This is a genomic window from Planktothrix pseudagardhii (assembly GCF_904830925.1).
Classification (GTDB): domain Bacteria; phylum Cyanobacteriota; class Cyanobacteriia; order Cyanobacteriales; family Microcoleaceae; genus Planktothrix; species Planktothrix tepida.
In genome coordinates this window covers 6136346-6163202 of the sequence record NZ_LR882967.1, presented here as the reverse complement: position 1 = coordinate 6163202, position 26857 = coordinate 6136346, and the positions used below count along the sequence as shown (strand labels likewise).

Here is a 26857-nt window from a genome sequence, read left to right as displayed (position 1 = left end):
TAAAATTTAATTTTATCATCTTTTTACCCCTCCTTTTTTCTATTTTGGAGATGTCTAATATTATCAATCCCAATATCGTTGGGGTCAATGCCGTTATAGTTTGTGTCGGTACTGGTGGCGGCTCCAGTGACAATATTATAGTTTTGATTCCCATCGGCGATACTATCATCAACTCCAGTAACAGTAACGGTTTGGGGTTGATTCCAGTTCGTTGAATTAAAGGTAACAGAAGCGGGTAAAACCGTGCCTTCGGCCGTGTTATCGCTACTTAAAGGAAGGGTGACATCGGCGGTGGGTTGGGTTTTGAGTTGGATGGTAAAGGTACTCGTTCCCCCGACTTCTGTGGTATTCCCACTGATGGGGGAAATTGTGAACCCAGCGACGTCGTTATCGAGGTTAGTGACACCAATATCATTGGAGACTAAACCGCTATAGTTGGTGTCGGTACTGGTGGCATCGGCGGTGACAATTTTATAAGCTTTATTGCCATCAATAATATTATCATCAACTCCGGTAACAGTAACAGTTTGGGGTTGATTCCAGTTGCTAGGGGTAAAGGTGACGCTATTGGCTGATAATGTGCCTTCGGCGGTGTTATCGCTGGTTAACCCAATAGTGACATCGGCGCTGGGTTGGCTACTTAACCGCACATTGAAGATGTCCCGACCAGAGGCTTCTGTGGTGGTTAATCCAGTTTTGGGTTTAAGAACAATTCCGGCGGTGTCGTCATTGGTGAGGGTGACACTCAGGGGTGAACCTGTAATGGTAGCTGTGCCTGCATTGCTCAGGGTCAGTTGTAGGGTTTCATCAACTTCAACTTGGGCATCTCCCAAGATTTCGACAGCAATGGTGGCGGTGGTGGCGTTGGCTGCAAAGTTAATGGTGCTGTTTGTCGCACTAACTCCCGTACCCGTGACGTTAAGGTTATTGTAATCTGTGCCATTGCTGGCGGTTCCCCCGAAGTTGAAATCAATACTACTGGGTTGTTGGGTTTCGCCCCCGCGAGTAATCGTAAAAGTAATAACTTGGTTGCCTGTATTGCCTTCTGTAATCGTGGTAGTGCTACCAACTACAGTGTAGGTAATATCGTTATCGGTAATTTGGGCATTCACCGGGCCGATGGCTAGGCTAGTGGGATAGTTGGGTGTAGCACTGGCCGTAATCGCGTGGGTAATACTGCTGGTATGGTTATGTTCGGCAACGGTATCATCGACGGCTTTAACGGTGATGGTTTTAGCAGCCGTACCATTAGCAGGGGTGAAGGTAACGGCTTGGCTGTTACCAAAGGTGATACCATCGGTGCTAATTTGGGATTGGTTATCGGAGGTAACAGTAACGGTAACATCCCCCAATGGTGCGGTATCTAATTGTATTGTATAAGTATCGGTTGCTCCCCCTTCGGTGACATCGGTACTACCTCCACTTTGGATAATCGTGACTCTGGGGCTGTCGTTGTCGGTGTTGATGACATCGACGTTGGGGGGTTTGATGCTGCTGTAGTTGGTGTCGGTGCTAGTGACGGCGCTGCTAATAATTTGATAGGTTTTGTCTCCGTCGATGACGGGGGGTGTATCGTCTACTCCCGTTACCGTCACAGTTTGATAAACGTTCCAGTTGGCCGGGGTAAAGGTGATGGGGGTGGTGGGGACAGTACCCTCGCCGGGGTTACTGCTGCTGAAACTAAAGGTGACATCGGCGGTGGGTTGGGTTTTGAGGCGAATATCAAAGCTGGCAGTCCCACCGGATTCGCTAGTATTGCCTGTAATGGCTTGAACTTCAAATCCGGCCGTGTCGTTGTCGGTAATGGTGAGATTGCCTGTAACCGTTGGCCCTAAAACAATTCCAGCACTGGGGTTACTAATGGTGAGGGTTCCGGTTTCGTCGATTTCGTCTAGGGCATCGTCGAGAACGGTGAGGGTCACTTGTCCGGTGGTTTTGCCGTCGGGGATGGTGATTTGGGTGGGGAGAGTCCCGGCAAAATCTGCGGCGGTGGCACTTCCGGTTAAGGCTAAATTAACGGTTTGGTCGCCAACAACAGGAATAGCTGCGGTGGCGATGACGGTAATACTGGTGGTTCCCGCTTCTGTTGCGGTGGTGGGGGTGATGGACAGGTTAACGGCATCGGGGACGGTTGTGAAATTCCAAGCCGTACTGCCACTAATTCCAATAAAGGGATTTGCGGCTAATGCGCCGATTGCGGCGAAATCGCCTACGGTTCCAGGGGCAATTTCTACATAATATTCTGTACCCGGAGCTAAATTGGCAGTGGGGTCAATAATTAGTTGATTGCCATTAATGGTGAGATTAGGTGAACTAACCGCTAGGGTTTCAACAATTGAACCATCTGATAATTTTTTAATCGTGACATTGCCCGTATTACTTTTCTGAATCGGTTCACTGAAGGTGGCAATTAAATTATCTCCTATACCAACGCCTGTGGCATTATCCGTTGGCGATAAAGTTGTTACGACTGGAGGTGTTCTATCTATTGTTTTGAAATTCCAGGCTGTATTTCCACTCAGTCCTGCAAAGGCATTGCCACTGTAATCTTTAATGGCTGTATTATCAATTTCAACGTAATATTCTGTTTCCGATGCGAAATCGTTTGTGGGGTTGATCACCATGCGGGAAATCAATCCACTAGCAGGACCAGTAGTCCCAATACTGATATTGGGTGATGTAACCGACATCGTTTCAAACACAGAATTATCCGAGACTTTTTTGATAACAATATTACCCGTGCCTTTAGAAACAATCTCGTTGAATGTGACAGTTAAGTTGCCAGACAATGCTATTTTGCCGATACTATCATCGGCGGGAGTTAGGAAATTAATGGTGGGTGCAATATTATCAACGGTTTTAAAACTCCACTGTTGAGAAGTTATTGCTCCAGAAGGTAATCCAGCTAAACTTTGAACTGCACCTTGGGCAATTTCAACGCTGTATTCGCTTTGTTCTGCTAAGTTATTAGTGGGGTTAATAACAAGTTGATCATTAACAATTGTAATATTAGGTGAATTAATATCTAGGGTTTCAACAATAGTCCCGGAACCGGACTTAATAACAACATTACCACTGCCTTTGAGAATGTCTTGGTTAAAATCAACAATTAAGTCATTAGCAACGGGAACTTGTTGTTGACGATTAGTCGGGAGGAAAGCGTCAATCTGGAGTGGAAATGGAGGGGTGGTGTTCTCGAAGAATTTGATCAAGCCGCCACCAGCCCCAATGAAAGCATCCAAGTCCCCATCCTTGTCAATATCTCCAAAACTGGGGAAACTATCGGAACCCACATTTATAAACTTGAAAGGGTTGAGTTGATTTAATATCTGAGTGAAACTGCCATTGGTGTTCTGAAAGTTTTCGATCGCTCCACTGCCGACTCCAATAAAAGCATCCAAGTCCCCATCCCTGTCAAGATCGGCAAAACTGGGGACACTATTGAAACCAACAAAGACTCCATTGAAAGGGTTAGCTGTTCCGGTTTGCTGAGTGAAACTGCCATTGGTATTCTGAAAGTATTCGATCGCGCCTGATTTGCTCCCAACAAAAGCATCCAAGTCCCCATCTTTGTCAATATCGGCAAAACTGGGGGTGGACTCCTCCACACTGATACCATTGAAAGGGTTGGCTGTTCCGGTTTGCTGAGTGAAACTGCCATTGGTGTTCTGAAAGTATTCGATACTGCCTAGTCTGCTCCCAATAAAAGCATCTAAGTCCCCATCTTTGTCAATATCGGCAAAAGCCGGAGCCGCATTATTACCTACATCTATACCATTGAAGGGATTAGCAGCACCCGTTTGTTGAGTGAAAACCCCCCCATTATTCTGCCAGTATTGGAGAGTGCCGTTCCAGTCCCCAATAATGGCATCCAAGTCCCCATCTTTGTCAAGATCCGCAAAACTGGGTTTAGCAGAGCCCCGTGCGTCTGTTCTTACAGCATCTAATGGATTTTGAGCACCTGTTTTTTCTTGAAAAGTAGTCATAGAGATTAATCCTTGATTACTGGTGATGGTTAATTGGGGACTGTGGACTGGGATATTTAGCCTGAGCCCGGTTAGAAAAGTATATCTTTAGAAGTATATCTTTAGGAATAGAGGATGGGGCATGGGTACACAATTGGTTACAAAATCACTTTGACGGGATGACACAATCATTTATTTATGTTAAAGAATCAGTTAAAAATAATGTTATAGTGATCGCCCTTGGCAGTTAAGATATGCTTGTTTTTATAGAGATAGTTATGGATTAGCTATTTTTAAGATTAGGTATCTAGCAATCCGCGCCTTCGAGACGGAGGTTGTAATAATTTACAACTGATATGAAACAGCCAGAAGTATTATCCCTATTCGTAATTCGTAATTCGTAATTCGTAATTCGTAATTCCCTGTTCCCTGTTCCCTGTTCCCTGTTCCCTTAAAATAAAGGGTGGTGTGATTCTCTGGGAGTATGGCAGGACATAGTAAGTGGGCGAATATTAAACGCCAAAAAGCAAGAGTGGATGCGGTTAAAGGTAAAGTATTCACTAGAATTTCGCGTGAAATTATCGTGGCGGCGCGTCAAGGGGCTGACCCCATGGGAAACTTCCAACTGCGAACTGCTATTGAAAAAGCAAAAGCCGCAGGTATTCCCAATGATAATATTGAACGAGCGATCGCCAAAGGTTCGGGTAAACTGGGAGCCGGAGCTTCTGAGTTAGAATCCATCCGTTATGAAGGGTATGGAGTCGGAGGAGTGGCGATTTTAATTGAAGGGCTCACCGATAACCGCAATCGTACCGCCGCCGATTTACGAGTAGCCTTTAGTAAAAATGGCGGTAACTTGGGGGAAACCGGATGTGTGAGTTGGATGTTTGACCAGAAAGGCGTTGTCACCTTAGCAGGGCCAATTGATGAAGAAAAACTCCTAGAAGCCTTGGTAGAAGGGGAAGCGGAATCCTATGAATTAACCCCGGTTAATGATACCGATGGGGCGGAAGTGTCTACCGCTATCCCGAATTTAGAACATTTAGCCCAGGTATTAAAAGCACAGGGATTTAACATTGTTGAAGCCGAATGGCGTTGGATTCCGAATAATATTATTGAAGTTGATGATGTGGAAAAAGCCAGATCTCTAATGAAATTAATGAATGCGTTAGATGATTTGGATGACGTGCAGAGTGTAACGGCAAATTTTGAAATGTCTGATACTTGTTATCAAGAACTTTATAACGAATGAAATGTGTTACTTCCCTAATGGTGGTTTTAGTTTGGCTTTTTCCCTGGGGTGCTAAGGGTTTGGCAAACCCAACCCTGACTGATTCTCCAAATTTAGAACCTTCATTAGTTCGTACTGATTTGGGTTCTAAGACTACAATGTTATTAAGCGTTTTTTCTGTCAATGCCATTGTGAAACTTCAGGGTTTAAATTTACCGCCTCCAAAAACCGTTGGGCAAACCACGATTCCCCTGCAATTGTTAGAAGGAAGTCAAGTGTTTACCTTGCAACTTTCAATTGGGGGAAAATCAGGTAGCTTTTTATTAGATACGGGTGCATCTACTACGATGATTACCACCGCCCTAGTTCAACAGTTAGGTTTGAAAGGGGAACCGATTTCTAATGAAGGATTAGATTATGCGGTAGCGGGGGATGATTGTCCGAATATGAATGCGATTTTGCATCATTTACCGCCGTTGGTGATTAATCAAGTTCGTGTAGAAGAATTGCAAGGATTAGAATTTTCGACTACTGTGATTCCAGAGGAGTTATATGGCGTTTTAGGAATGGATTTCTTAAGGAATTTTGATGTTAAAATTAATCCTAAAACTCATCAATTACAATTATTAAATTCTTCTTTATTACCGCCTGAATCTGTAGCAGAATCTATCCCCTTAAAAAGCCGTTTAGGGGTGATGTTAGCTGAAGTTGAAATTAATGGCAAGGGGCCGTTTACCTTTTTATTAGATACGGGAGCCGATACGATTTTTATCTCGGAACAGTTAGCCAATCAACTCAACTTAGGGGATGCAACTCGTCAAGAAATTCAAGTTCAGGGGTTTTGTGGTTTAGAAGATGCAGAACGTTCCCGCTTAGAACAAGTTTCTCTCCAAGGTTATCATCAAAATAATTTAGAAGTCGTTATTTTATCTTCTCCGGTTTTAGATCTATTACAAGTGGATGGGATTATTGGTCAAAGTTTCTTAAGTCAATATCAACAATATTGGCGATTTTCCCCGGCTAAATCTGGCGAATTTCAAGGTAGTTTATTATTAGTTCCCCTTCAATAAATTCTAAGCATTATTCTCCTATTATTGTAGGAGCAGTATTAAATTATTTCTGAATTTGTGTAACTTTACTCAAATTCCCTTCGGGTATAATTAACTGTAAGGGATAAACTTCTGGTTTTGTTAAAACCTCAGAAATAATCGGTTTGACGAATTTAGTTCTTAAGGGTAATTGTTCAAGTTCCGTTAAGGTAAACCATTTCGCCCCTAAACTTTCATGATCCGGTTTACTTTTCGGTGCTGTATTTCCTTCAGGACGGGCTAAAAAAAACACGCCAATGCGGGATTGTCCGTTTGGTTGGGGGAGATGCTGAATTCTTAAAATCCCTTCCAGGATAATCGGAATTCCTGCTTCTTCCAGGGTTTCCCGTTTGGCGGCGGCGACAAAGGTTTCCCCAGGTTCGACTCGTCCGGCGGGAAAATACCAAGGACGATTCCCCATTACTTCCTGAATCAATAAAAAGCGGTTGTCCGAACGCACAACAACCACAACAAATAACCCTGTTGAGATCGGATGACGATACATAGACGAGCAGAGTGTGAAGTCAATCTTCTTTATTGTGCCTTCTCTTCTTGATTAACCGCAGGTTGATAATGGCGCAAACGATTATATGGATAGGGCTTCAGACGATTATTCAAAAATGTTAAAAAAAACTTAGTGAAAACCCTTGACAAATCCAGGGAGGATACTGCTAATATAAATAACTGTGAAGCAATGGGGCGTCGCCAAGCGGTAAGGCAGCGGGTTTTGGTCCCGCCATTCAGAGGTTCGAATCCTTTCGCCCCAGTTATAGCATTTTTTATATCCTAGATTTAGTTTGAGAGCCTTGGCTACCCTGGAACAAAACTGATTTAGTCTCTAATGGGGAATATCTGTTTGATTTTGGAGCAGCTTTTGAGTCATAGACGCTAATTTTTCTAAACTCGCTTCTAATTCTGTAGCCCGTCGTTTGGCGGTGAGTTTTCGCTTGAGGGCTTCCCGGGCTAAATCTTCTCGGTTACGTTTTAATGCCTCTATAGCCACTTGATTCCAAGAATTCATTTCGTTTAAGGCGTGTTTATATTGAGGGTGAATATCATCCCAAGTTACCCGAATTTCCGCTAAAGCCTGATTTAAAAGGTGATTGGCATCTTTTGGCGGTGTTCCCATGAACGCTTGTTTGAGAGGTTCAGATAAGGTGTCAACATTAATATAACGGAGAAGGGGAATAAAATTTTCCACCTGTTGACTTTTACTAACCCCGGTAACGCACCAAGTCGCAAAATGTTCACAATTATTAAACAGTAAATTATATTGTTTTTCACCTAAACGACTTTCGGCTCGTTGAATAACAGTATCGGGGATATAACGAATAGGATAGCGTCGCACATCAATTTTTTTCCCCTTAGAAAAGGTATCAATAGAAGTGCGTTCAATAATTTCACTGGGTTTACGATAATGAATAACCGTTCCATCCCCACAATCAATACCATGGTGTTCGTATAAACCCTCTAAGTTATAAAATTCTCGAAAAACATAGATTTGATCGCCTCTTGCCATTAGACTTTTTCAGGTTTCTCCACTGACTATTTATAGTTTAACGGTTTTGAGGCGAACGTCTAGGGCGGTTTTTTCACTGATTTTGGTTGAGAAAATTCATCACTTCAGTTTCGACCAAGGGAGGCGAGAATAAATATCCCTGTCCGAATTCACAGCCGAGTTGCTTTAACATTTCCTCTTGGTCTGAGGTTTCAATTCCTTCCGCAACCACTTCTAAGCTCAAACTATGAGCTAAGTTAATAATCGTTTTGGCAATCTCAAAATCCTTATTTCCAGCTTGGATATTTTGGACAAAAGATCGATCTATTTTTAAGGTATCTACAGGGAGTTGTTGTAAATAACTTAAAGACGAATAACCTGTACCAAAATCATCAATTAATAATCGAATTTTGAGAGCTTTTAATTGCCTCAATAATTCCGTTGTATGGGTAATGTTTTCCATGAGATTGCTTTCAGTAATTTCTAGCTTTAAGCTAAAGGCGGGCAGTTTTAAAGATTCTAAAACTCCTTTAACTTCTTGCAGTAAATGGGGATGTCGTAATTGAATTTCCGAAAGATTCACACTAACATATAACTCAGGAAATTGAGGTTTCCATTGTAATAAATGCTGACAAGCTTGGGAAAGAACCCATTGTCCCATTGAGACAATTAATCCGGCTTTTTCTGCTAAGTAAATTAACTGGGCTGGAGACACAAACCCCCGTTGGGGATGTGACCAACGCACTAAAGCTTCAAAACCGACAATTTTTTGAGTTTTCAAGGAAACAATCGGTTGATAATTTAAACTCAGTTGTTGGCGTTCAATAGCTCGTTGTAAATCGGCTTCTAATTGCAAATGTTCCGCCACAACTGTTGCCATAGAAGGCTCATAAAATACCGTTGCTCCTCGTCCTTTTTGTTTAGCATAATACATTGCAGTATCGGCAGCTTGGAGATAATCTTCAGGACGTTGGCTTTGCAATTTATCCAACACAATGCCAATACTGGTGGGGGATGAAATCGTTACCGTATCTAAGCGAAAGGGAAAATCTAAACTGGTATGAATCCGTTCAATTTTTTCGCTTAAAACTGTAGAATTAGCAATATCAGTCAATAAAATTGCAAATTCATCGGTTCCCACTCTGGCGACAACATCCCTCGGACTGACACAGGTTTGAAGTCGTTGGGCGACTGCGATTAAAAGTTGTTCAGCTAATAGATGACCAAAGCCATATTTAAGGGGTTTAAACCGATCAATATCGAAGGATAAAACGGCAAAATTTTTTAAGTCTTTTTGGGGATGTTGAAGGGCATATTGTAGCCTTTCTAATAATAAACTCCGGTTGGCTAATCCGGTGAGTAAATCATTAAAGGCATAGCGTTCAAGCTGGGCTTTCGTTTGCAATCGTTCTGTGACATCTTGAGCTAAAATGACTTCAGCAAATTTATCTTTCCAGTTTATAGTATGGCCTGTTACTTCTACTGCCATTAATGTGCCATCTTTTTTATGATGTCGCCAGATACCGACTCGATTGTATCCTATCTGAATTTTAGATAGACTTTCTGACAATCGTGGAATATCTTCTGGCGGTCGAATCTCTGTAATTTTCATGGACAGAAATTCTGTTTCTGAATAACCATAATGTTCTATGGCAGCTTCATTAACAGCCAGAAATTTCAGGGTTTTTAAGTCATACACCCACATGGGTTGGGGATGAGCAAAAAATAAAGTTCGATAGCGTTGTTCTGAGTCCTGTAAACGACGGGTTCCTAAACTTACAAATAAGTATAAAAGAACACTGGTAATTAACAGGAAAATTCCGCCTTTCAGCGTTTGAATCTGAGTTAAAAATCGAGGGTTAGGAGAAAAAAAGGCAAGTAGTTGATCGGATAAAAAAATCCAAATACTACCGAGAAAGGCATAAAGACTAACCACTTGACGGGCTAGATTTTTTGATAAAAAGCGATCGCGTTTCACTGTAAAAATACAGTCTGACGACTGGTGCGGGCTGAAATATCCATGAATTAAAGTTTAAACTACATTGCTAAGTTTGCAGAAGGTGACTAAACGCGCTAAAGTCTTAATGGTTAGTCTTGGCTTGCATCTTCACAAAATTATGAGCGTTTCTCCTAGTGCATCTTCTGCACCCGCACAACCGAATAATTCCCTTCCCCCAAATGCAGACTATCGCCAAGTCGATTGGGAAAAGTTATCGGAAATGATGCAACGCTATATCGAAGTCAAGGAACAATATCCCCATGCCTTACTTTTATTTCGGGTGGGAGATTTTTTTGAGTGTTTTTTTCAAGATGCAATTACAATAGCGCAAGAATTGGAATTAGTGCAAACCACCAAACATGGGGGGAAAGAAATCGGGCGAGTTCCAATGACGGGTGTTCCCCATCATGCTGTCGAACGCTATGCAACTTTATTATTAGAAAAAGGCTATGCGGTGGCAATTTGTGATCAAGTTGAAGATGCGGAAATCGCAGCACGAGAAAAACGCCAAGTGCGTCGAGAAATTACTCGGATTTTAACCCCTGGAACTTTGACAGATGATGGAATGCTCAAAGGTCGTCAAAATAATTATTTAGCGGCTGTTGTCATTGCTGGAAATCATTGGGGATTAGCCTACTCTGATGTTTCAACGGGAGAATTTTTAACGACACAATCACAAAATTTAGAACAACTCACCCAGGAACTTATGCGGTTACAACCGTCGGAGATTTTAGTTCCCATTAATGCGCCAGATTTAGGGAAAATGTTGCGTCCGGGGGAAAAATCCGATCAGTTACCGGATTGTTTGCCCAACTGTTTTTGTTATTCTTTGCGATCGCAACTTCCCTTTAGTTTAAGTGAAGCTCGAAACCAACTTTTAGAGCAATTTCAACTGCGATCTTTAGAAGGATTAGGCTGTGATCATTTGCCTTTAGGCGTGCGTGCGGCGGGAGGATTATTAGATTATTTAGATGATACTCAACGGGAAAATCAAGTTCCTTTACAACGATTGCGTACCTATACCATTACGGATTATTTAATCTTAGATTATCAAAGTCGTCGCAACTTAGAAATTACCCAAACCGTTCGGGATGGAACATTACATGGTTCTTTATTATGGGCATTAGATAAAACAAGTACCGCGATGGGCGGGCGGGCGTTACGTCGTTGGTTATTACAACCCTTATTGGATATTCGGGGAATTCGGGCGCGTCATGATACCATTCAAGAGTTAGCTGAAAATCATGAATTAAGATATAATTTACAACAATTACTCCGGCAAATTTATGATTTAGAACGATTAACAGGACGGGCAGGAAATGGAACCGCTAACGCGAGAGATTTAGTGGCTTTAGCCGATTCTTTAGCAAAATTACCGGAATTATCGGTTTTAGTCAGTCAAGGTAATTCTCCCTATTTAAAAGCCTTACAAACCGTCCCCCAACTGTTAGAAACCTTAGCCCATAAAATTCAATCTTATTTAGTAGAATCTCCCCCCCAACACTTAAAAGAAGGAGGTGTTATTCGTGCTGGGGTCGATGAACAATTAGATGCGATGCGGGTATTAGCCGAAGAGGATCAACAATGGTTAGCCAATTTAGAAGTCCAAGAACGAGAACGCACAGGAATTTCGACGTTAAAAGTAGGTTTTAATAAAGCGTTTGGCTATTATATTAGTATTACTCGTTCTAAATTAGATCAAGCTCCTACCGATTATATTCGGAAACAAACTTTAACCAATGAAGAACGATTTATTACCCCAGAATTAAAGGAACGAGAAGCTCGAATATTAACGGCTAAAGACGATTTAAACCAACTGGAATACGAGATATTTGTGCGGTTAAGATCGGAAGTGGGAGAACATTCAGAACTCATCCGAGATGTGTCTCGTGCTGTCGCTGCGGTTGATGTTTTATGTGGGTTAGCGGATATTGCGGTTTATCAAGGGTATTGTCGTCCCGAAATGGTCAATAGTCGAGAAATTAGAATTATTGAAGGACGCCATCCCGTTGTCGAAAAATCCTTACCCCCTGGTTTTTTTGTCCCCAATACAGCCCAGTTAGGAAGTACAGAAGAAGAATTAGAAACATCAGGAATTAAACCCTATTCTTACCCGGATTTAATTATTTTAACAGGGCCAAATGCCAGTGGGAAAAGTTGTTATTTACGGCAAATTGGGTTAATTCAATTATTAGCTCAGGTGGGAAGTTTTGTTCCCGCTAAATCGGCTAAATTAGGAATATGCGATCGCATTTTTACCCGTGTAGGGGCGGTGGATGATTTAGCAACAGGTCAATCAACCTTTATGGTAGAAATGAATGAAACCGCTAATATTTTAAATCATGCCACACCCAAATCCTTAGTCTTATTAGATGAAATTGGGCGAGGGACGGCTACTTTTGATGGATTATCAATTGCGTGGTCGGTGGCGGAATACTTAGCGACAGAAATTCGATCTCGAACCATTTTTGCGACCCATTATCATGAATTAAATGAGTTAGCTTCCATTATTCCCAATGTGGCAAACTATCAAGTTACGGTCAAAGAATTACCCGATAAAATTATATTTCTACATCAAGTTCAACCCGGAGGTGCAGATAAATCCTATGGAATTGAAGCCGGACGGTTAGCGGGTTTACCGGATGTTGTGATTCAACGGGCTAAACAAGTGATGCGTCAAATTGAAAAGCATAGTAAAATTGCCATTGGATTGAGAAAGGGAATTAAGAAACAAGATAACAAAGAGGATGAGGGAGAACAGTTAGATATTTTTTAAGCTTAATTCTAAAAATCGTTTATAATAAAAATAGGGGTGCAACTTTTATCATTGATTGAGTTAAAGGATTGAAAACCCCATGAATAAAAAATCTGCAACTACCCTTTTTAAAGTCGCTGTTGTTGGGTTAATTCCAATTACGTTAACCCAAGCTACACCTGCTAATGCAGCGATTCAATCTCGTTCAACAATTTCTGAGACTTCTGATTCATTACAATTGGTACAAACTCCCATTGGATATTGTACCGTTGCTGACCCCACAGGAACCCCCCTAAACGTTCGACAAAAACCCAATGGAAAAGTGATTGGAAGTCTCAAAAATGGAACCATTGTGGCATTAGGAGTAACGGATGGAAGTGAAGGAGAAAAATGGACTAAAATTATTAGACCCTTAGAAGGTTATGTGTGGTCAGATTATTTAACAGATTGTAAATATTAATCAGAAATTTGTAGGTTGGGTGAAGTTTCTCAACTCAGCCTACAAAGGAGTTTATTTTAATTTCCTTACTTCTTGATGCACACTCATCCCAATTTCTAAGGTTTCATTTAATAACCGTCCATATTCACTCGCTTGATTCGTGACATCCAACGCCATTAATGCTGATAAATTATTTAACTCCTGAAGTGGAAATTTCCTACCCTTCAAATTGATTGAATCTTTTCAAAATCAGCTAGGGTTTAATGTGATTTGAGTTTCCGGTCAGTCTAGCCCCGTAAAATGTCGCATATTATACCAGTTTTGTCAATCCACGAACAACAAGTATCATTTATATTTTTTATAGGTAAAATCTATAGTTTAAATAAAACTTATGGGAAAACTCTGAAAATTTAGGGCATGATTATGGGAAGAAGGACAAACACAGTTCACCAACACTCAACTCTGGCCAGAAATTCTGTTGCTTCTGTTTTGAATCCTTGATTTTCTGAGGTTCTGTACGGGTTAGCAAACCTTGTACGGAAACTCAAACCCCCAATTCGTAGACTCTTTATAGAGAGTTGTCTACACTTCGGTTTTACTCCGAATGAGAACGATGAATTTTACTAATTGTACCATGTCTTACCTAACTCTTGTTAGTCGCGGAACAACTCCCGTTGAATCTGCTCCCATTTCTCAGTCTGGCTCCTTTGATCCCTTCCCCTCCAAACCTCGATTTGCTCCTCTGCGCCCCATTCGTCACTGGCTCGAAAACATTAAAATCCAAGACTCGAAATTCGCTCATCGCTTGTGTCAACTCATCCCTGCTCAATGTCCATTTGAACGAGATATTAAAGTATTTGGTCGTGTTCTGTTCCATATTCCGCCGCTGTGTAAACTCAATCCTTTCTATGAGGAATTAGTTTCTCTCCGGTTTCAGGCGTTATGTTATTTGGCGGATGAATGTGGAGAAGATGTTTCAGCCTATTGTTGACTGCTGACTGTTGACTGTTGACTGAAAAATCCGTGAAATTCCTCAGAATTTATGAACCCGCTTGACGGCTTTGTCCTGAGCGTTCGACGCTCGCTCACGCCGAAGTCTTGTCGAAGTGTTGACAGTTAACAGCCAACATCTTTTTTCCTATTTTTCTACCAACCAGTAACCGGAAAAAATACTTTTAACGCCTAGAGCAATGCGGTGTAAATCTTCTTGTAATAAAGGAGGCCATTCAACACCACGGTTACGACCGGCTGCAAATTGTTGATGACTTTCCATTGCTAATTCATGTAAGGCCAACACAAAGTTTTTTTCAAAGGTTGACGTTTCTTTTAGAGTATCATAGGCAATTTTTAACGCTAATAAAATTGCTGTCACCTGACCGGGAATGGGGGGTTGACCCTGTTTTAAACGCATTAAAAACGCATCGGGGTTTTTTTGTGTCTCTAAGGCCATTCCTTGATCGATTAAAAATTGATAAGCTGTTTTGTAATCCATTTAAGTTATTTTGTTAAATTTTCTATTCTATAGTACGAGGGAACAGGGAACAGTAGGTAATGCCCCGTCCCTTTAGGGTTGGGGAGTGTCAATATCAACAAAATAGTGATACTCTCTGAATGGGTATTGCTAGAACTGCCATCAAGTTCTGAATCCATTGAGTCGCCTGGAAAAAATTCAGGTAGAATGGGGGCAGACTTGATAAAATTTATCAAACCTAGACCCGTGTGAGGAGCAAATAGAGTGTCGAAAATACTACTGAAAGCATGGCTACTCAGTCCTGCCGTCCTAGGAGCGAGTCTAATCGCTCCAACAGCAGCATTCGCCGAGTTACCCGTGACTGAGGCTCAACCCAGTGCAATTGCAGCAGCAACCGAAGCACCTGTCTCGGCAGAAATCGCCCTGGAGCCAACCCAAACCGAGTTAAAAATTAGTGAGCAAGTCTTTGTGACTCCTCTGGATACATTGACCCTCACCCCACCACAACAGTTAGCTCAGGTTCCCGTGAATCCTCATGCTGGAGTTGGGCCAAGTAGAGGCATCGAAACTCCTGCTAACGCGGAAATTCCCATGGCGGATCTCGACGCAGCACCTCAAGCCGATACGGTTACGAATGCCGAGGTGCTAAAACAACTGAATGAGTATGGACGTGAGGGACGAGGCAGCAAACGTCAAGCTCAAGTCACATCCGTATCCCAACTGTCTGACGTTGAACCAACAGCTTGGGCGTTCCAAGCTCTACAATCCTTGGTAGAACGCTACGGTTGTATTGCCGGATATCCTGATGGAACCTTCAAAGGAAATCGCGCTTTAACTCGTTTTGAATTTGCAGCCGGGGTCAATGCCTGTTTAGAGCGGATCAATGAACTGATTAATGCCTCTACAAAAGATTTAGTCACCCGTGAAGACTTGGCCAAACTGCAACGCCTAATGGAAGAGTTTGCAGCCGAATTAGCCAGCTTACGGGGACGGGTCGCTGTATTAGAAGCTCGTAGCGCAGAACTCGAAGCCAATCAATTCTCCACCACCACTAAACTCAGGGGAGAAGTGGTATTTTGGGCGGGTGATGGTGAAGGAAATCGAGCCAGTAACAACGTCGTTGGTCAGTTTGCCGATGATAGTGATAATCCCACCCAAGCATATTTAGGCTACCGTGCTCGTTTAAACTTTGATACCAGTTTCACGGGTCAAGATTTACTCAGAACCCGTTTACAAGCCCAATCAATACCAACGTTGAGTGATTTTGATCTCTTCAACACCTTAATGTCTCGGACTGCGATTGATGGAAGTTCTAATAATGTAACTTTGGATCTCCTAGCCTATCGTTTCCCCTTCTCGCAAGGAAAAGGTTTAGTTTGGATCGGCGCAAAAGGGTTAGCCTTAGATGATATTCAAGATGTTCTGACTCCTTTTGGAGATGATGCCAGTGGCGCAATTTCCCGGTTTGGACGGTTCAACCCGACAACCTTCCAAGGCCCTTCTGGTACAGGGTTAGGTCTGGAATACGCCTTCAGTCATTCCTTTAAAGCCAATGTTGGCTATATGGCCGATGACTCTATTGCTTCTAGTGCCAGTGAAGGTAAAGGTCTATTCAATGGCAATTACAGTGCAATGGCGCAGTTAGTCTTTTCACCGATGAGTAATCTAGCGTTGTCTTTAGATTACAACCACCGTTACTTCAGCAACGATAACGTATACGTCACAGGCGGTACGGGAAGTTGGATCGCGAATAAACCCTTTGGTGAAAATGCCACGACCACAGATAACTTAGGCTTCCAAATGAACTGGAGAGTCGCCCGCAGTTTCTCCATCGGGGGCTGGTTCGGTGCAACTTGGGCTGATCAGAAACGCGGTGGTAATGCCGATGCGACGATTATCAACTGGGCTGCGGTGTTAGGGTTCCCCGATCTTCTACGTGAAGGAGATACAGGTGCTTTAATTGTGGGGATGCCTCCTAAAGTTGTCAATCATGATATTAGTGCTTTAGAAGACCAAAATACTTCTATTCATATTGAAGGCTTCTATCGCTTCCCCTTCAGCGAATACGTTTCGATTACACCCGGTTTCTATGTTGTGACCAATCCTGATCACAATAGCAACAACGACACCATTGTTGTGGGGACTCTGCGGACAACCTTCCGCTTCTAAATTCCCCTTGAATTTAACCTCTTGAAAAACCCAGTTTCCTTGAGAAGCTGGGTTATTTTAATCAAGTTAATGCGTTTTCTAGGATTTATTGTAACGGAACGTGGGTGGCAATTTTTTCATTATTAACTCCATAAACTTCTAGGGGAATTTGGGCATTTTGGCTAATGGTTTCTAAAGCAACTTTCAGGACTTGAACATGATTTTCAGCTTCAGAACGTTTTTTAGGATCACCCGTTTGATCTGCGGTTTTAGCCGTAGATTGAATTTGATTGACATAATCTGATGTTAAACGAACTGTGATTACATTTTCATTGATACTGTAGTTACAAACTTTGGGATTTCCACTACATAATTTACTTAAATCTTGACGCGCTTTAGTTAAACGAGAGGCAACGCGATTTTGAACATCCGCCCGTTTCCACGAATCATTATAGATGGTTAAAAGCGGTTTAATTTTAGCAGAATAAGAACTACTGGCTGGAACTTGTTTGGCATAACTAACCGCCCGACTCCAATAAGTAACCGCCTCTGACCAAGCCCCCCGTTGTTCTAACAGTTTAGCTTGTTCGGCATTATTAACCGCTTGATTATAAGCATCTAAACCCACTTGTTCAATGGTTTTTCGATCGCGGGCTTGCTCTAATTTGGGTTGATAACGGGCTAATAAAACCTGTGCAGATTGATAAGCCGTTGTCCCATAGGGAATGGTTGATAAGGTATTAGCGGCTGTTTGCCAAGTCTCAAACACCTGTTGCCAACTTTCTGCATATTTTGCCACCCCTTGTCGGGCTTCTGCCACTTGGGCCGTTTTTTTAGCTGTGGTTAAAATTTGTTCTCCATCCCGTTCTAATTTTAAGCGACTTCTGACATCGGCTAAATTCCCCCGATATTGTTGCCATCGAGCTTGAGCAAAGGGATAAATAATACTTCCACTGGGAACTTGTTCTAAGAGTGCGATCGCTTCTTCCCATAACGATTGCATCTTCACCCAATCTTCTATGGGATGGGGAGGATTTTGACCCAGGGCTGAAGCTTGGGCTGCGGTTTTTAAAGCTTTAACGACAGCGTTAAATTCATTAGATTCTTTCTGATAAATCGATAACAGAGCTTTGGCTTCAGGATAATGGGGCGACCAAAAGGGAATTGTTTTTAAGAGTTTAATTCCTGATTGTAAATCCTGTTGAGCAATAATAGGAGCTTGAGCAGAACTAACCGTTTCAATCGTTTGTTTAGATCTTTGACTAAAATCTCTGGCTGCATCAATTTCCTGACATTCTCCCATCACACAGGGGCGAGTTACTGTATAAACACATCCAAAGACTACGACTAAAACCGCAGCGACTTGAGTGAGGAAAACGGGATTAAATCGTTGACTCAGGGGTTGTTGTTGTTCTTCTACTTCTTCAAAAGTTGGAGGTTCTGGATCAGCAGATGAACTTAAATTTTCTAAATCCTGGGGATCAAAAGGATTATCTTCTAGGATTTGTTCGTTGTCTTCCTCTTCTAAAAAGGGATTTTTAGCTTGTCCCTCAGAAGAATTTTGCAGATCTTGTTCTTGTTCGAGGTCTTGTTGTTTTTGCTTGGGTTCTAAAATTGCTGTTTTCATAATTTTGCCCGGAGTCTAGGAAAGATTCTACAACTTGAAATTTTAGATTTGAATTTGGGATAAATTTTATTAAGGTCTTCTGGAAAATCGATTAAAAATTAACTTTTCCAGTCTTTCCCATAGGATTCTGCATAACAGACTTGTTCAACGGAAAACCTTCCCCCATATTTTTTAAAAGGTTTTGCTGCATATCCTAAAGCCAGGAGACAACAAACATCAACCTCTTTTGGGATATTAAATTCCGCTTTGACCTCAGAGGCGATAAATCCCTCCATCGGACAACTATCGACGCCGTAGGCTTGTGCCACAATCATAATATGAGCAACGGCTAACATGGCTTGGCGGTTCGTCCAGGCTTCTATACCTTCAAAGGAAGGATGTTTCTCAAAGGTATTGGAAATGGCGGTACGAATATGATCGGCATAGGTATCGTTAATCGCGTCTTGATCTCGACCGAGTTGAATCACCGATTCAATATAATCTGGTTCTGCAACGCGGCGATCGCTACAACAAATTAACACAACAGGGGCTTCTGTTACTTGTTTCTGATTAAATGCACAAGCCTGGAGCTTTTCTTTACTATCGAGATTGCGTAAAATAATAAACCGCCAGGGTTGTAAATTAAATGCAGAGGGCGAGCGCATCCCCAAACGTAGAATTTCTGAGAGAATTACTGAAGGAATCAAGGTCGGTTCAAATGACCTCACAGCCCGACGTTGCTCAATCGCGTGTCTCAAATTAATCGATGGTTCCATAGGATCGTTTGATGAGTGGTTCAATTTTATCGTAAATGTCGCTCATCGAAGGAGACCTGAGAACAAGAAACAAGATGTCAATTTAAACCTAATTCCCGTTTCAGTAAATTAATTGACTCTGCGCCAATATAATTGGGGCAGTAGACCAATTGGGGTTGACGAATCAGTTCGTCCCGGTTGGCATGAACGAGATCTTTAACAATGCCATAACTGGCTTGATCACAAACAACAACCCGCGCTGTGCGAATAATAGAATTAATTTTATAGCTATCCGTTAATTGGGCTGTCATCACCAAAATATCTTCTCCTCGTAGACTGTGAATAATCACTTCTGTTGCGCGTAATAAACCGGAACTGAGGCTGACAATTCCTAAATAAGTTCCTTTGGGTAAATCTCGAACTAATTCGATTTCTTTGGCAAAATTATAAATATCAACGGGGATGACTCGCACGGATTTTGGGGCAGCGATCGCTTCAGCTTGTCCAATAAAATAGCGACTGGTAACAACGGTTCCCGATGGCACTTTTTCTAAAAGATTGGTTAACTGTTCAATGGGTACTAACTGCACTGGAATTTTTAAGGCTTCTTCTAATTCTTGAGCCATTAATTGTCCAATGCCAATATCTTGAGTCGGGGCTGTGACGAGGACTCTCGCACTACACCGTAATCTCCAATCAATTTCCCCTAAAAACATTTCTCTGGCTTCATTTAAGCTGCATCCCTGAGACAGCAATTCATCTAAACTGCGTTGAATAATTTTATTAGCTTCGGGATACTGGTCTAAAATTGGTGAATTTAACCGAGATCCGCCTTCATGACCTAATGCCCGGACATAAATCCCTGATCCCGCCTGGGCGTCAACTAAGCCATGCTCTTCTAACTGTCGATACACTTTGCTAATGGTGTTGCGGTGTAATCCTGTTTCCATCGCCAGTTGACGAGTGCTGGGTAAACGGTGTCCGGGGGGAAATTGACGAGATGCGATCGCAAACCGAATTTGATTAAATAGTTGGTTAGACGCGGGAATATCGCTATCCGGCTGAATATAAAATCGAACCATCTTTACATCTCCAAGGCAATTCAAATAAAATCAACAAACACTAGCATTTCTTCCCAAGACTGCTATATTTAGATTTATTTCCTAACTCGCATTAATTGATCTCCTCATTATTCCTCACTGTTTGGATAACAAAAGCTTAATATAATTTGATTCAAGTTTAACCTCTTTGTTTTTGATGTTTAATTTCTAAGATATTAGAGTTATTATCTCCTAACTAAACTATTAACATTGATAATAATAGTTTCTATATTACCTGATTTTGGTATATCTGGGTATAGGATTAACAATTATTGATAACGCCGTGAAAAGTTATGTCAAATCAACCCATTCGTGCCACTCAAATTCAGGTTCCTAACGGAGAATTACACATTGATGCCTATCTGGCTCAACCCACCGGAGAGGGTCAATTTCCAGGTGTTGTGGTCATTCAAGAAATTTTTGGGGTAAATTCCCATATTCGAGATGTCACCGAACGCATCGCCAAAGAAGGATATATTGCGATCGCCCCTGCCATTTATCAGCGTCAAGTGCCCGGTTTTGAAGTCGGTTATACTCAAGCTGATATGACATTAGGCCGAACCTACAAAGCTAAAACCACCGCCCCAGAACTATTAAGCGATATTCAAGCCACCCTGAACTATTTGAAAACCCTCCCCAACCTCACCCCAAAATTTGGTTCCATTGGGTTTTGTTTTGGCGGTCATGTTGTTTATTTAGCTTCGACCTTAGCTGATATTCGAGCTACCGCTTGTTTCTATGGCGGTGAAATACCCACAATGACCCCTGGTGGAGGGGAACCAACCCTGACTCGCACAAAAGATATTAAAGGGGTTCTCTATGGCTTTTTTGGGACAGAAGATCCCCTCATTCCCAACGAACAAGTTGATCAAATCGAAACAGCCCTGCAAGATCATCAAATTCCCCATAAAATTTTCCGCTATAAAGCTGATCACGGCTTTTTCTGCGATCAACGCAGTACCTACAACGCCGAAGCAGCCCAAGATGCCTGGACGCAGGTTAAAGCCTTATTTGATCAGCAGTTAAGGCGTTAGGGGACAAGGGGACAAGGGGACAAGGGGACAAGGGGACAAGGGGACAAGGGAAGAGGGGACAAGGGGACAAGGGGACAAGGGGACAAGGGGACAAGGGAAGAGGGAGCGGGGGGAAGAGGGGAAGAGGGGAAATCATTAACTTCTGTATAGATGTGCCAAGTGCAGAGTTTTGAGTTGGGGAAGGACTCGTAACCTCCAAGTACGTCTCTACACTGGTAACTGATAACTGATAACTGATAACTGATAACTGATAACTGATTACAGTCAACCCGTCCAACTATGTTATGCTCAAAGGATTGCAGTGTTGTTGAAGACGAAAGCAACGTTATAAGCAGGTTCCTAACGGATTAATTTTTGTTTTTCTTTACTTTTTGCTATGGCTACTAAAAACCCGTCCTTTTCTCTTGATGATTTTGCCAAAGCCCTAGATCAACACAGTTATGATTTACATAAAGGGCAAATCGTTAAGGGTCAGGTAGATTCATATACCAGCGATGGTGCATACATTGACATTAAAGGTGCTAAATCTCCCGGCTTTATTCCCAAAAAAGAAATTTCTGTTGTAGACGTTGAAGATATTTCCGAAATTCTTCCCTTAAAAGAAGAACGGGATTTTCTGATTATTCGGGAGCAAAATGCCGACGGTCAAATATTACTTTCTATCCGACAATTAGAAATTAAACAAGTGTGGGATGATCTGATTGAGATTCAAAATAAAGGTCAATCTCTACAAGCAAGAGTCACGGGAGTAAATCGAGGGGGTGTTACCGTTGAAGTTCATTCCTTACGAGGATTTATTCCGCGATCGCATCTGTTAGAAAAAGACAATTTAGAATCGTTAATTGAACAATCCTTAAGCGTCACCATTTTAGAATTAGATGTTGAACGGAATAAAATTGTTTTATCCCAACGGTTAGCCTCTCAATCCCTAGGTTTTAGTCAATTAGAAGTCGGTCAATTGGTAGAAGGGAAAGTCATGGGTGTTAAACCCTTCGGTGTATTTGTGGATATTGAAGGAGTGACGGGACTAATTCATATTAAAGAAGTCAGTCAAAAATATGTTGAATCTTTAGCAGAACTTTTTCCGATTGGTCAAATGATTAAAGCAATGGTCATTAGTTTAGATGAAGGTCGCCATCGGATTTCTCTATCCACCCGAATTTTAGAAAATTATCCGGGTGAAGCCGTTGAGAAATTATCCGAGGTCATGGAATCTGCTGAAGCTCGTGCAGAACGTGCTAAAAAGTTAATTAATCTGTAATTCAACCTTTAAAAAGCCCCCCTAGTTATATTAAAATATTAATTAAATTTAGGGGGGAACTCTCTCAAATCGTTAATTTCTTGTTAAAATCTATAGCACTACACATTACAGTTGTACAGACGTACCAAAAGCGATCAGGACACGTTTTACTAAATTCTGAAAGCCTTTCCCTGTTCCCTGTTCCCTGTTCCCTGTTCCCTGTTCCCTGTTCCCTGTTCCCTGTTCCCTGTTCCCTAGTGCTATTATAAAATTTTAAAACTTAATTTTAACTTAAAATCTTCTGATGATTCATGTATTAGGAATTGATGGTGGCGGTTCTAAAACGGTTTGTGTGTTAATGAGTGCTGATGGCAAAATATTAGGGCACGGACAAGCAGGGCCATCGAATTATCAAACCATTGGAATTGAGGCTGCTAAAATAGCCATTATTTCAGCGATTCAACAAGCCGTTGAACATAGTTTTTTAGCCTTAGAAAGGTTCGTTCCCATTCAAGGGATTAGTTTAGGATTAGCCGGGGTAGGTCGTTCAGAAGATATTGAAGTAATCCGCAATTTAATTGAAGAGATTCAAACCTCCTCAGAATTACCGATTGACTGGAAATTAACCCCAGAAAATATTATTATTAATAGTGATAGTGTCATTGCCTTAGTAGGCGGTTTAGGTCACTTTGTTGGTATTGTTGTAATAGCAGGAACAGGTTCCCATATCTTCGGAAAAAATCATCAAGGAATCAGTAAACGAGTCGGGGGTTGGGGGTATCTTTTAGGAGATGAAGGTAGTGGTTATGATATTGCGATTCAAGGGTTAAAATCGGCGTTACGTTCTTATGATGGTCGATTAGAATCAACACAACTGATTCCAGCCTTTCAAGACGCTTTAAACTTAAATTCCATTGAAGAATTAATTCCCGTTGTTTACCGTCAAGGATGGGTAGTTAAAGATATTGCCAGTCTAGCTCCAATTGTGGATCAAGTTGCGGCTTCGGGTGATCCGATTGCTCAAACGATTATTAAAAATGCAGCCCATGAATTAGCCTTAGCTACAGAAGTCGCCATTAACCATTTATTTGAACCCACAGAATCCTTTGAAATTGTTGTTATGGGAGGAGTTTGGAAAGGATTAGGGAATTTTCGTCGCCAATTTGAAGCTGAAATTAATGCGATCGCTCCTTTAGCTAATATTATCTCTCCGCGTCATGAACCTGCCTATGGTGCAGGGTTGTTAGCGTTACATACAATAGGCTAAGATCAGAAGATTTCTACCTCTCAATATATTAAACGTACTTTTGGAGAACACGATTTCAAAACGGCTTTTTTTATGATGAGAGAAAGATTTCATGAATGTTCATTAGCGGCTTTAGAGCTTAAGCGGTTAGCTGCTCAAAGTAATGATTCTTCCGATGACAACTGTTGTACTAACTCTCAAGGCGAATGTCAGTGCTTAAGCTGTTGTTGTTTAGATCGCGAGTCACAACAAAAGTGCTATAATGATAATGATGACTGTTGTAAAGACTGCTCTAATACTTTAGATTCGCCTGAATTTTGGGAAAGGACTAGAGAAATTTTAGATAAGAACTGTTCATCTCCCCAAAAAATTAGTAAATGCACTCTATCTTGTTGTACCTTTGGAATTTCTGATATATGTTGTTATTCTAGTGAACTAAAGATTTAAAAGTTGCTTCAAAGCTCAAGAAAATCAAGATTCTTAAAATCTTTATTTAGTCATAGATTTTAGTCAGTAGGTAGGAAATAATATTTACAAGTTTGTCATTATTTTGCTAACTTAGTTATCGGCTAAATTGCCCCTAATATTCTCAGGAGGAAAAATGTTAGATGAAACGACTCTTGAACAACGCCTAGTAACTCTTGAACGAGCGGTTGCTGACCTTCAAGGCAAGTCTCAGAGCCAGTCTACATCAGAAAACTGGCTAGAAAAATTGATCGGTTCAGTTTCCGATCAAGCAGCTTTTATAAAATCTTTAGAATATGGACGAGCTTTTCGTCAAGCCGATCAACCCGTCGTTCAAGGTAATCAAGAATTGTGAAATATCTGCTCGACACCGACCACATTAGTTTCTTACAGCGAGGTTCAAGTTTAGAATATACTCGTTTAACCGATCAAATGAGCCAACACTCACCATCAGATTTTGCTTTATCAGTTATTAGTTTTCACGAACAAATACTTGGCGCACACGATTTTATCAATCGTGCTAAAACAAATACCGACACTCTTCGTGGATATACTTTGTTATTAGAAATCCTTCAAGGTTTTGCAAATGCCCCGGTTTTACCATTTGATCCAGTTGCAATCACTATCTTCGAGCAAATGCGATCACAACAGATTCGTGTATCTACGATGGATTTGAGAATTGCAGCGATCGCCATTTCTCGTAACTTAGTATTATTAACTAGAAATGTTAGGGACTTTAGCAAAGTTCCTGGTTTGAAAACAGAAGATTGGACGGTTTGACACTCTCCGCTTAGGAGGAACCCCAGTTTTTGTTGGAACTCGTGTACCCATGAATATGATTCATCTACGATCAGCCACTCCCGATGATTTGGATTTGTTGCGACACTGGGATGAGCAACCTCATATAATTTCCGCAGATCCTAACGATGATTGGGGTTGGGAAGTGGAACTTCATCGTACCCCAGATTGGAGGGAACAATTGATTGCGGAAATGGAGGGTCGTCCTATTGGATTTGTTGAGATCATCGATCCAGCCCGTGAGGATGACCATTATTGGGGTGATATTGCAACAAATCTTCGGGCTATTGATATTTGGATTGGAGAAGAACAGGATTTGGCCAAAGGCTATGGAACAGAAATGATGCAGCTTGCCATTGCTCGATGTTTTGGAGCATCAACTGTAACGGCCGTCCTTGTCGATCCCCTAGCTAATAATACTCGCGCTCACCGCTTCTATGAACGTCTTGGCTTTAAATTTGTCGAGCCACGGCGGTTTGGTGACGATGACTGTTTTGTGTATTGTCTGAATCGGGAAGATTGGCAGTCTAAAACTAATTTAGCCTGAGTGTAGTTGCAGATTCAGTTAATTCCAAAGGGATTCAAAAAATGTTCCCTTCTATAGCAGAATGATAATTAATTTTAGTTGCGGGGGTGGGTGCGCTTCTGCTGACGCACCCGACGATAGGGAGTGATTGGTTATTTTTTGGGTGCAGGTTGTCGCCACTTCTTCCCAAATTCATCTAAAGTAGCAGGAGGAATTTGACTTTGTAACCAATCTAAAGCCGCTGCTTGGTTGGGTAAACCTTTGTAATATTTACAGACATCTTGTAATTTAATACTGGGTATGGGTAAGGTTTGTTGATTCCATTGTTGAGCTAATTCACTTAAAATTGAGGGGGCAATTTTTTCCTGTAACCAACGCAAGGCTTGATCTTGACTGGGTAAACCCCGATAATATTTACAAACATCAATTAACTTAACGGAAGTGGTTTGAGCTTTGGGTTGATTTCGCCAGAGTTTAGAAAATTCTAATAACGTGGCTGAGGGAATTTGTTGTTGTAACCATGTTAATACTTGATCTTGACCTGGATTTCCTTTGTAAATTTTACAAATATCAATCAATTCAATACTAGGAACAGGTGCAGGTGTGGGTGTGGGTGCAGGTGTGGGTTCTGGAGTCGGTTCAACGTTCCCTACAGGTAATACAAAAGAATCTGAACGTCCCATTAATGCTGTCCAAGTTTTTAACCCTGCAATTCCATCAGATTCTAACTGTTTAGCTTGTTGAAATTTGATTAAGGCTGTTTCAGTTCCAGTCCCAAAAGCGCCATCAATCACCCCTGGATCATAACCTCGATTTTTCAGTAAGTTTTGAATTTTTTCAACTTTTGTTCCCTTATCTCCTTTGCGAACACTTTCAAATAAATTAACATCTACACCGCCACTAATTCCTTCTATTTGACCTTGATCGGTAAATTGCCAAAAAACCCAGCTTTTCCAACCGCCAGGAATCATCGGTTGTTCAGCCGTGGTATAGTGAGCAATCCAGAGGGGATAATCAGAAAAACGAGTGGTATTGAGCTTTTGCCAAAATCCAGGATAAGTGTAGATAATAGGACGAAAACCGGTTTCTTTTTCCATCACATCTATCCATTGTGCTAACCGATCACACAACGCTTTGGCTTCTAATCCTCCCATGGTTTCAATATCTAAAACCGGAGGAAGATCACCATCTTGAAGTTTAACAATTTTCAGGAAATGATAGGCTTGTTTAATCGGATCTATATCAGGTTTGAAAAAATGATAAGCACCCCGAATTAAACCATTGGCTTTTGATTGTTCCCAATAGCGCTTAAAAACATCACAAACAAAGGTTTCTCCTTCGGTTGATTTGATAATAGCAAAGGCAATACCAGAACGGGCAACGGCTTGCCAATCTACGTTAGGCTGGTAATCAGAAACGTCAATCCCGCGAATACTCATTGGTTTAGAAGTTTAGGAATTAGGAAAGTTAGCGATCGCTGTGTCAATTGTTAT

At 41.5% G+C, this 26857-nt stretch carries 22 protein-coding genes and 1 tRNA gene; 13 read left to right on the top strand and 10 right to left on the bottom strand.

Annotated elements, in window-relative coordinates; genetic code table 11:
- Positions 1 to 23 precede the first annotated feature (23 nt).
- Positions 24 to 3986, bottom strand: coding sequence for a beta strand repeat-containing protein (locus tag NMK36_RS26755; protein WP_254175027.1), 3963 nt, complete (start codon positions 3984 to 3986; stop codon positions 24 to 26).
- Between the two features lie 463 nt (positions 3987 to 4449).
- On the opposite strand from NMK36_RS26755, the gene NMK36_RS26750 reads away from it, so the two are divergent.
- Positions 4450 to 5217, top strand: a complete 768-nt coding sequence (locus NMK36_RS26750) for a YebC/PmpR family DNA-binding transcriptional regulator (RefSeq protein WP_072717712.1) — start codon at positions 4450 to 4452, stop codon at positions 5215 to 5217.
- Entirely contained in the window at positions 5214 to 6266 is a 1053-nt protein-coding gene (locus NMK36_RS26745) for a retropepsin-like aspartic protease (protein WP_254175026.1), read from the top strand. The genes NMK36_RS26750 and NMK36_RS26745 overlap by 4 nt, the downstream gene beginning before the upstream one ends.
- Before the next feature lie 43 nt (positions 6267 to 6309).
- Here NMK36_RS26745 and NMK36_RS26740 read toward each other — a convergent pair whose 3' ends face one another.
- A complete protein-coding gene (locus NMK36_RS26740) occupies positions 6310 to 6789 on the bottom strand; it encodes an NUDIX hydrolase (protein WP_254175025.1) in 480 nt (159 codons plus the stop codon).
- A gap of 190 nt (positions 6790 to 6979) precedes the next feature.
- Between NMK36_RS26740 and NMK36_RS26735 the strand changes: the two genes are divergently transcribed.
- A tRNA-Gln gene (locus tag NMK36_RS26735) sits at positions 6980 to 7051 on the top strand.
- Positions 7052 to 7122: 71 nt separating this feature from the next.
- Here NMK36_RS26735 and NMK36_RS26730 read toward each other — a convergent pair.
- Both NMK36_RS26730 and NMK36_RS26725 read right to left on the bottom strand, forming a co-directional pair.
- A complete protein-coding gene (locus NMK36_RS26730) occupies positions 7123 to 7803 on the bottom strand; it encodes a lecithin retinol acyltransferase family protein (RefSeq protein WP_072717715.1) in 681 nt (226 codons plus the stop codon).
- Between the two features lie 73 nt (positions 7804 to 7876).
- Positions 7877 to 9760 (bottom strand): putative bifunctional diguanylate cyclase/phosphodiesterase, encoded by a 1884-nt coding sequence (locus tag NMK36_RS26725; protein WP_254175024.1) that lies wholly within the window; start codon positions 9758 to 9760, stop codon positions 7877 to 7879.
- A 139-nt stretch (positions 9761 to 9899) separates the two neighbouring features.
- Between NMK36_RS26725 and mutS the strand changes: the two genes are divergently transcribed.
- Positions 9900 to 12557, top strand: coding sequence for a DNA mismatch repair protein MutS (mutS, locus tag NMK36_RS26720; protein WP_072717717.1), 2658 nt, complete (start codon positions 9900 to 9902; stop codon positions 12555 to 12557).
- Between the two features lie 79 nt (positions 12558 to 12636).
- Positions 12637 to 12996, top strand: a complete 360-nt coding sequence (locus tag NMK36_RS26715) for an SH3 domain-containing protein (protein WP_254175023.1) — start codon at positions 12637 to 12639, stop codon at positions 12994 to 12996.
- Between the two features lie 51 nt (positions 12997 to 13047).
- Here NMK36_RS26715 and NMK36_RS26710 read toward each other — a convergent pair whose 3' ends face one another.
- Positions 13048 to 13203: a hypothetical protein gene (locus NMK36_RS26710; RefSeq protein ID WP_186440331.1), complete on the bottom strand. Its 156-nt coding sequence runs from the start codon at positions 13201 to 13203 to the stop codon at positions 13048 to 13050.
- Positions 13204 to 13609: 406 nt separating this feature from the next.
- On the opposite strand from NMK36_RS26710, the gene NMK36_RS26705 reads away from it, so the two are divergent.
- The gene (locus NMK36_RS26705; RefSeq protein ID WP_245824177.1) at positions 13610 to 13966 is read left to right on the top strand and encodes a Mo-dependent nitrogenase C-terminal domain-containing protein; all 357 of its coding nucleotides are present in this window, start codon (positions 13610 to 13612) and stop codon (positions 13964 to 13966) included.
- Positions 13967 to 14113: 147 nt separating this feature from the next.
- Here NMK36_RS26705 and NMK36_RS26700 read toward each other — a convergent pair whose 3' ends face one another.
- A complete protein-coding gene (locus NMK36_RS26700) occupies positions 14114 to 14467 on the bottom strand; it encodes a Dethiobiotin synthetase (protein WP_072717720.1) in 354 nt (117 codons plus the stop codon).
- 243 nt (positions 14468 to 14710) lie between these two features.
- Between NMK36_RS26700 and NMK36_RS26695 the strand changes: the two genes are divergently transcribed.
- Positions 14711 to 16615, top strand: a complete 1905-nt coding sequence (locus NMK36_RS26695; RefSeq protein ID WP_072717721.1) for an iron uptake porin — start codon at positions 14711 to 14713, stop codon at positions 16613 to 16615.
- An 85-nt stretch (positions 16616 to 16700) separates the two neighbouring features.
- Here the strand turns inward: NMK36_RS26695 and NMK36_RS26690 are convergent, their stop codons facing one another.
- The 3 genes from NMK36_RS26690 to NMK36_RS26680 all read right to left on the bottom strand — a co-directional run bounded on the left by NMK36_RS26690 (position 16701) and on the right by NMK36_RS26680 (position 20037).
- A complete protein-coding gene (locus tag NMK36_RS26690; RefSeq protein ID WP_072717722.1) occupies positions 16701 to 18221 on the bottom strand; it encodes a hypothetical protein in 1521 nt (506 codons plus the stop codon).
- Positions 18222 to 18319: 98 nt separating this feature from the next.
- Positions 18320 to 18976: a nitroreductase family protein gene (locus NMK36_RS26685; protein ID WP_072717723.1), complete on the bottom strand. Its 657-nt coding sequence runs from the start codon at positions 18974 to 18976 to the stop codon at positions 18320 to 18322.
- A gap of 77 nt (positions 18977 to 19053) precedes the next feature.
- Positions 19054 to 20037, bottom strand: coding sequence for a GntR family transcriptional regulator (locus NMK36_RS26680; RefSeq protein WP_072717724.1), 984 nt, complete (start codon positions 20035 to 20037; stop codon positions 19054 to 19056).
- Between the two features lie 311 nt (positions 20038 to 20348).
- On the opposite strand from NMK36_RS26680, the gene NMK36_RS26675 reads away from it, so the two are divergent.
- From NMK36_RS26675 to NMK36_RS26650, 6 genes are all read left to right on the top strand, one after another.
- Positions 20349 to 21089, top strand: a complete 741-nt coding sequence (locus NMK36_RS26675; protein ID WP_254175022.1) for a dienelactone hydrolase family protein — start codon at positions 20349 to 20351, stop codon at positions 21087 to 21089.
- Between the two features lie 376 nt (positions 21090 to 21465).
- On the top strand, positions 21466 to 22350 hold the full coding sequence (locus NMK36_RS26670; protein WP_072717726.1) for a S1 RNA-binding domain-containing protein: 885 nt from the start codon (positions 21466 to 21468) through the stop codon (positions 22348 to 22350).
- Positions 22351 to 22633: 283 nt separating this feature from the next.
- Positions 22634 to 23596, top strand: a complete 963-nt coding sequence (locus tag NMK36_RS26665; RefSeq protein WP_254175021.1) for a BadF/BadG/BcrA/BcrD ATPase family protein — start codon at positions 22634 to 22636, stop codon at positions 23594 to 23596.
- A gap of 580 nt (positions 23597 to 24176) precedes the next feature.
- On the top strand, positions 24177 to 24395 hold the full coding sequence (locus tag NMK36_RS26660) for a transferase hexapeptide repeat containing protein (RefSeq protein WP_072717385.1): 219 nt from the start codon (positions 24177 to 24179) through the stop codon (positions 24393 to 24395).
- Complete coding sequence (locus tag NMK36_RS26655; RefSeq protein ID WP_072717386.1) at positions 24392 to 24820, top strand: type II toxin-antitoxin system VapC family toxin; 429 nt, start codon at positions 24392 to 24394, stop codon at positions 24818 to 24820. Before NMK36_RS26660 ends, NMK36_RS26655 begins: the two co-directional genes overlap by 4 nt.
- A 55-nt stretch (positions 24821 to 24875) precedes the next feature.
- Positions 24876 to 25385 (top strand): GNAT family N-acetyltransferase, encoded by a 510-nt coding sequence (locus tag NMK36_RS26650; protein ID WP_072718660.1) that lies wholly within the window; start codon positions 24876 to 24878, stop codon positions 25383 to 25385.
- Between the two features lie 131 nt (positions 25386 to 25516).
- Here NMK36_RS26650 and NMK36_RS26645 read toward each other — a convergent pair whose 3' ends face one another.
- Positions 25517 to 26803 carry a GH25 family lysozyme gene (locus NMK36_RS26645; RefSeq protein WP_254175020.1) on the bottom strand — a complete coding sequence of 429 codons (1287 nt, stop codon included), beginning with the start codon at positions 26801 to 26803 and terminating at the stop codon, positions 25517 to 25519.
- Positions 26804 to 26857: the final 54 nt, after the last annotated feature.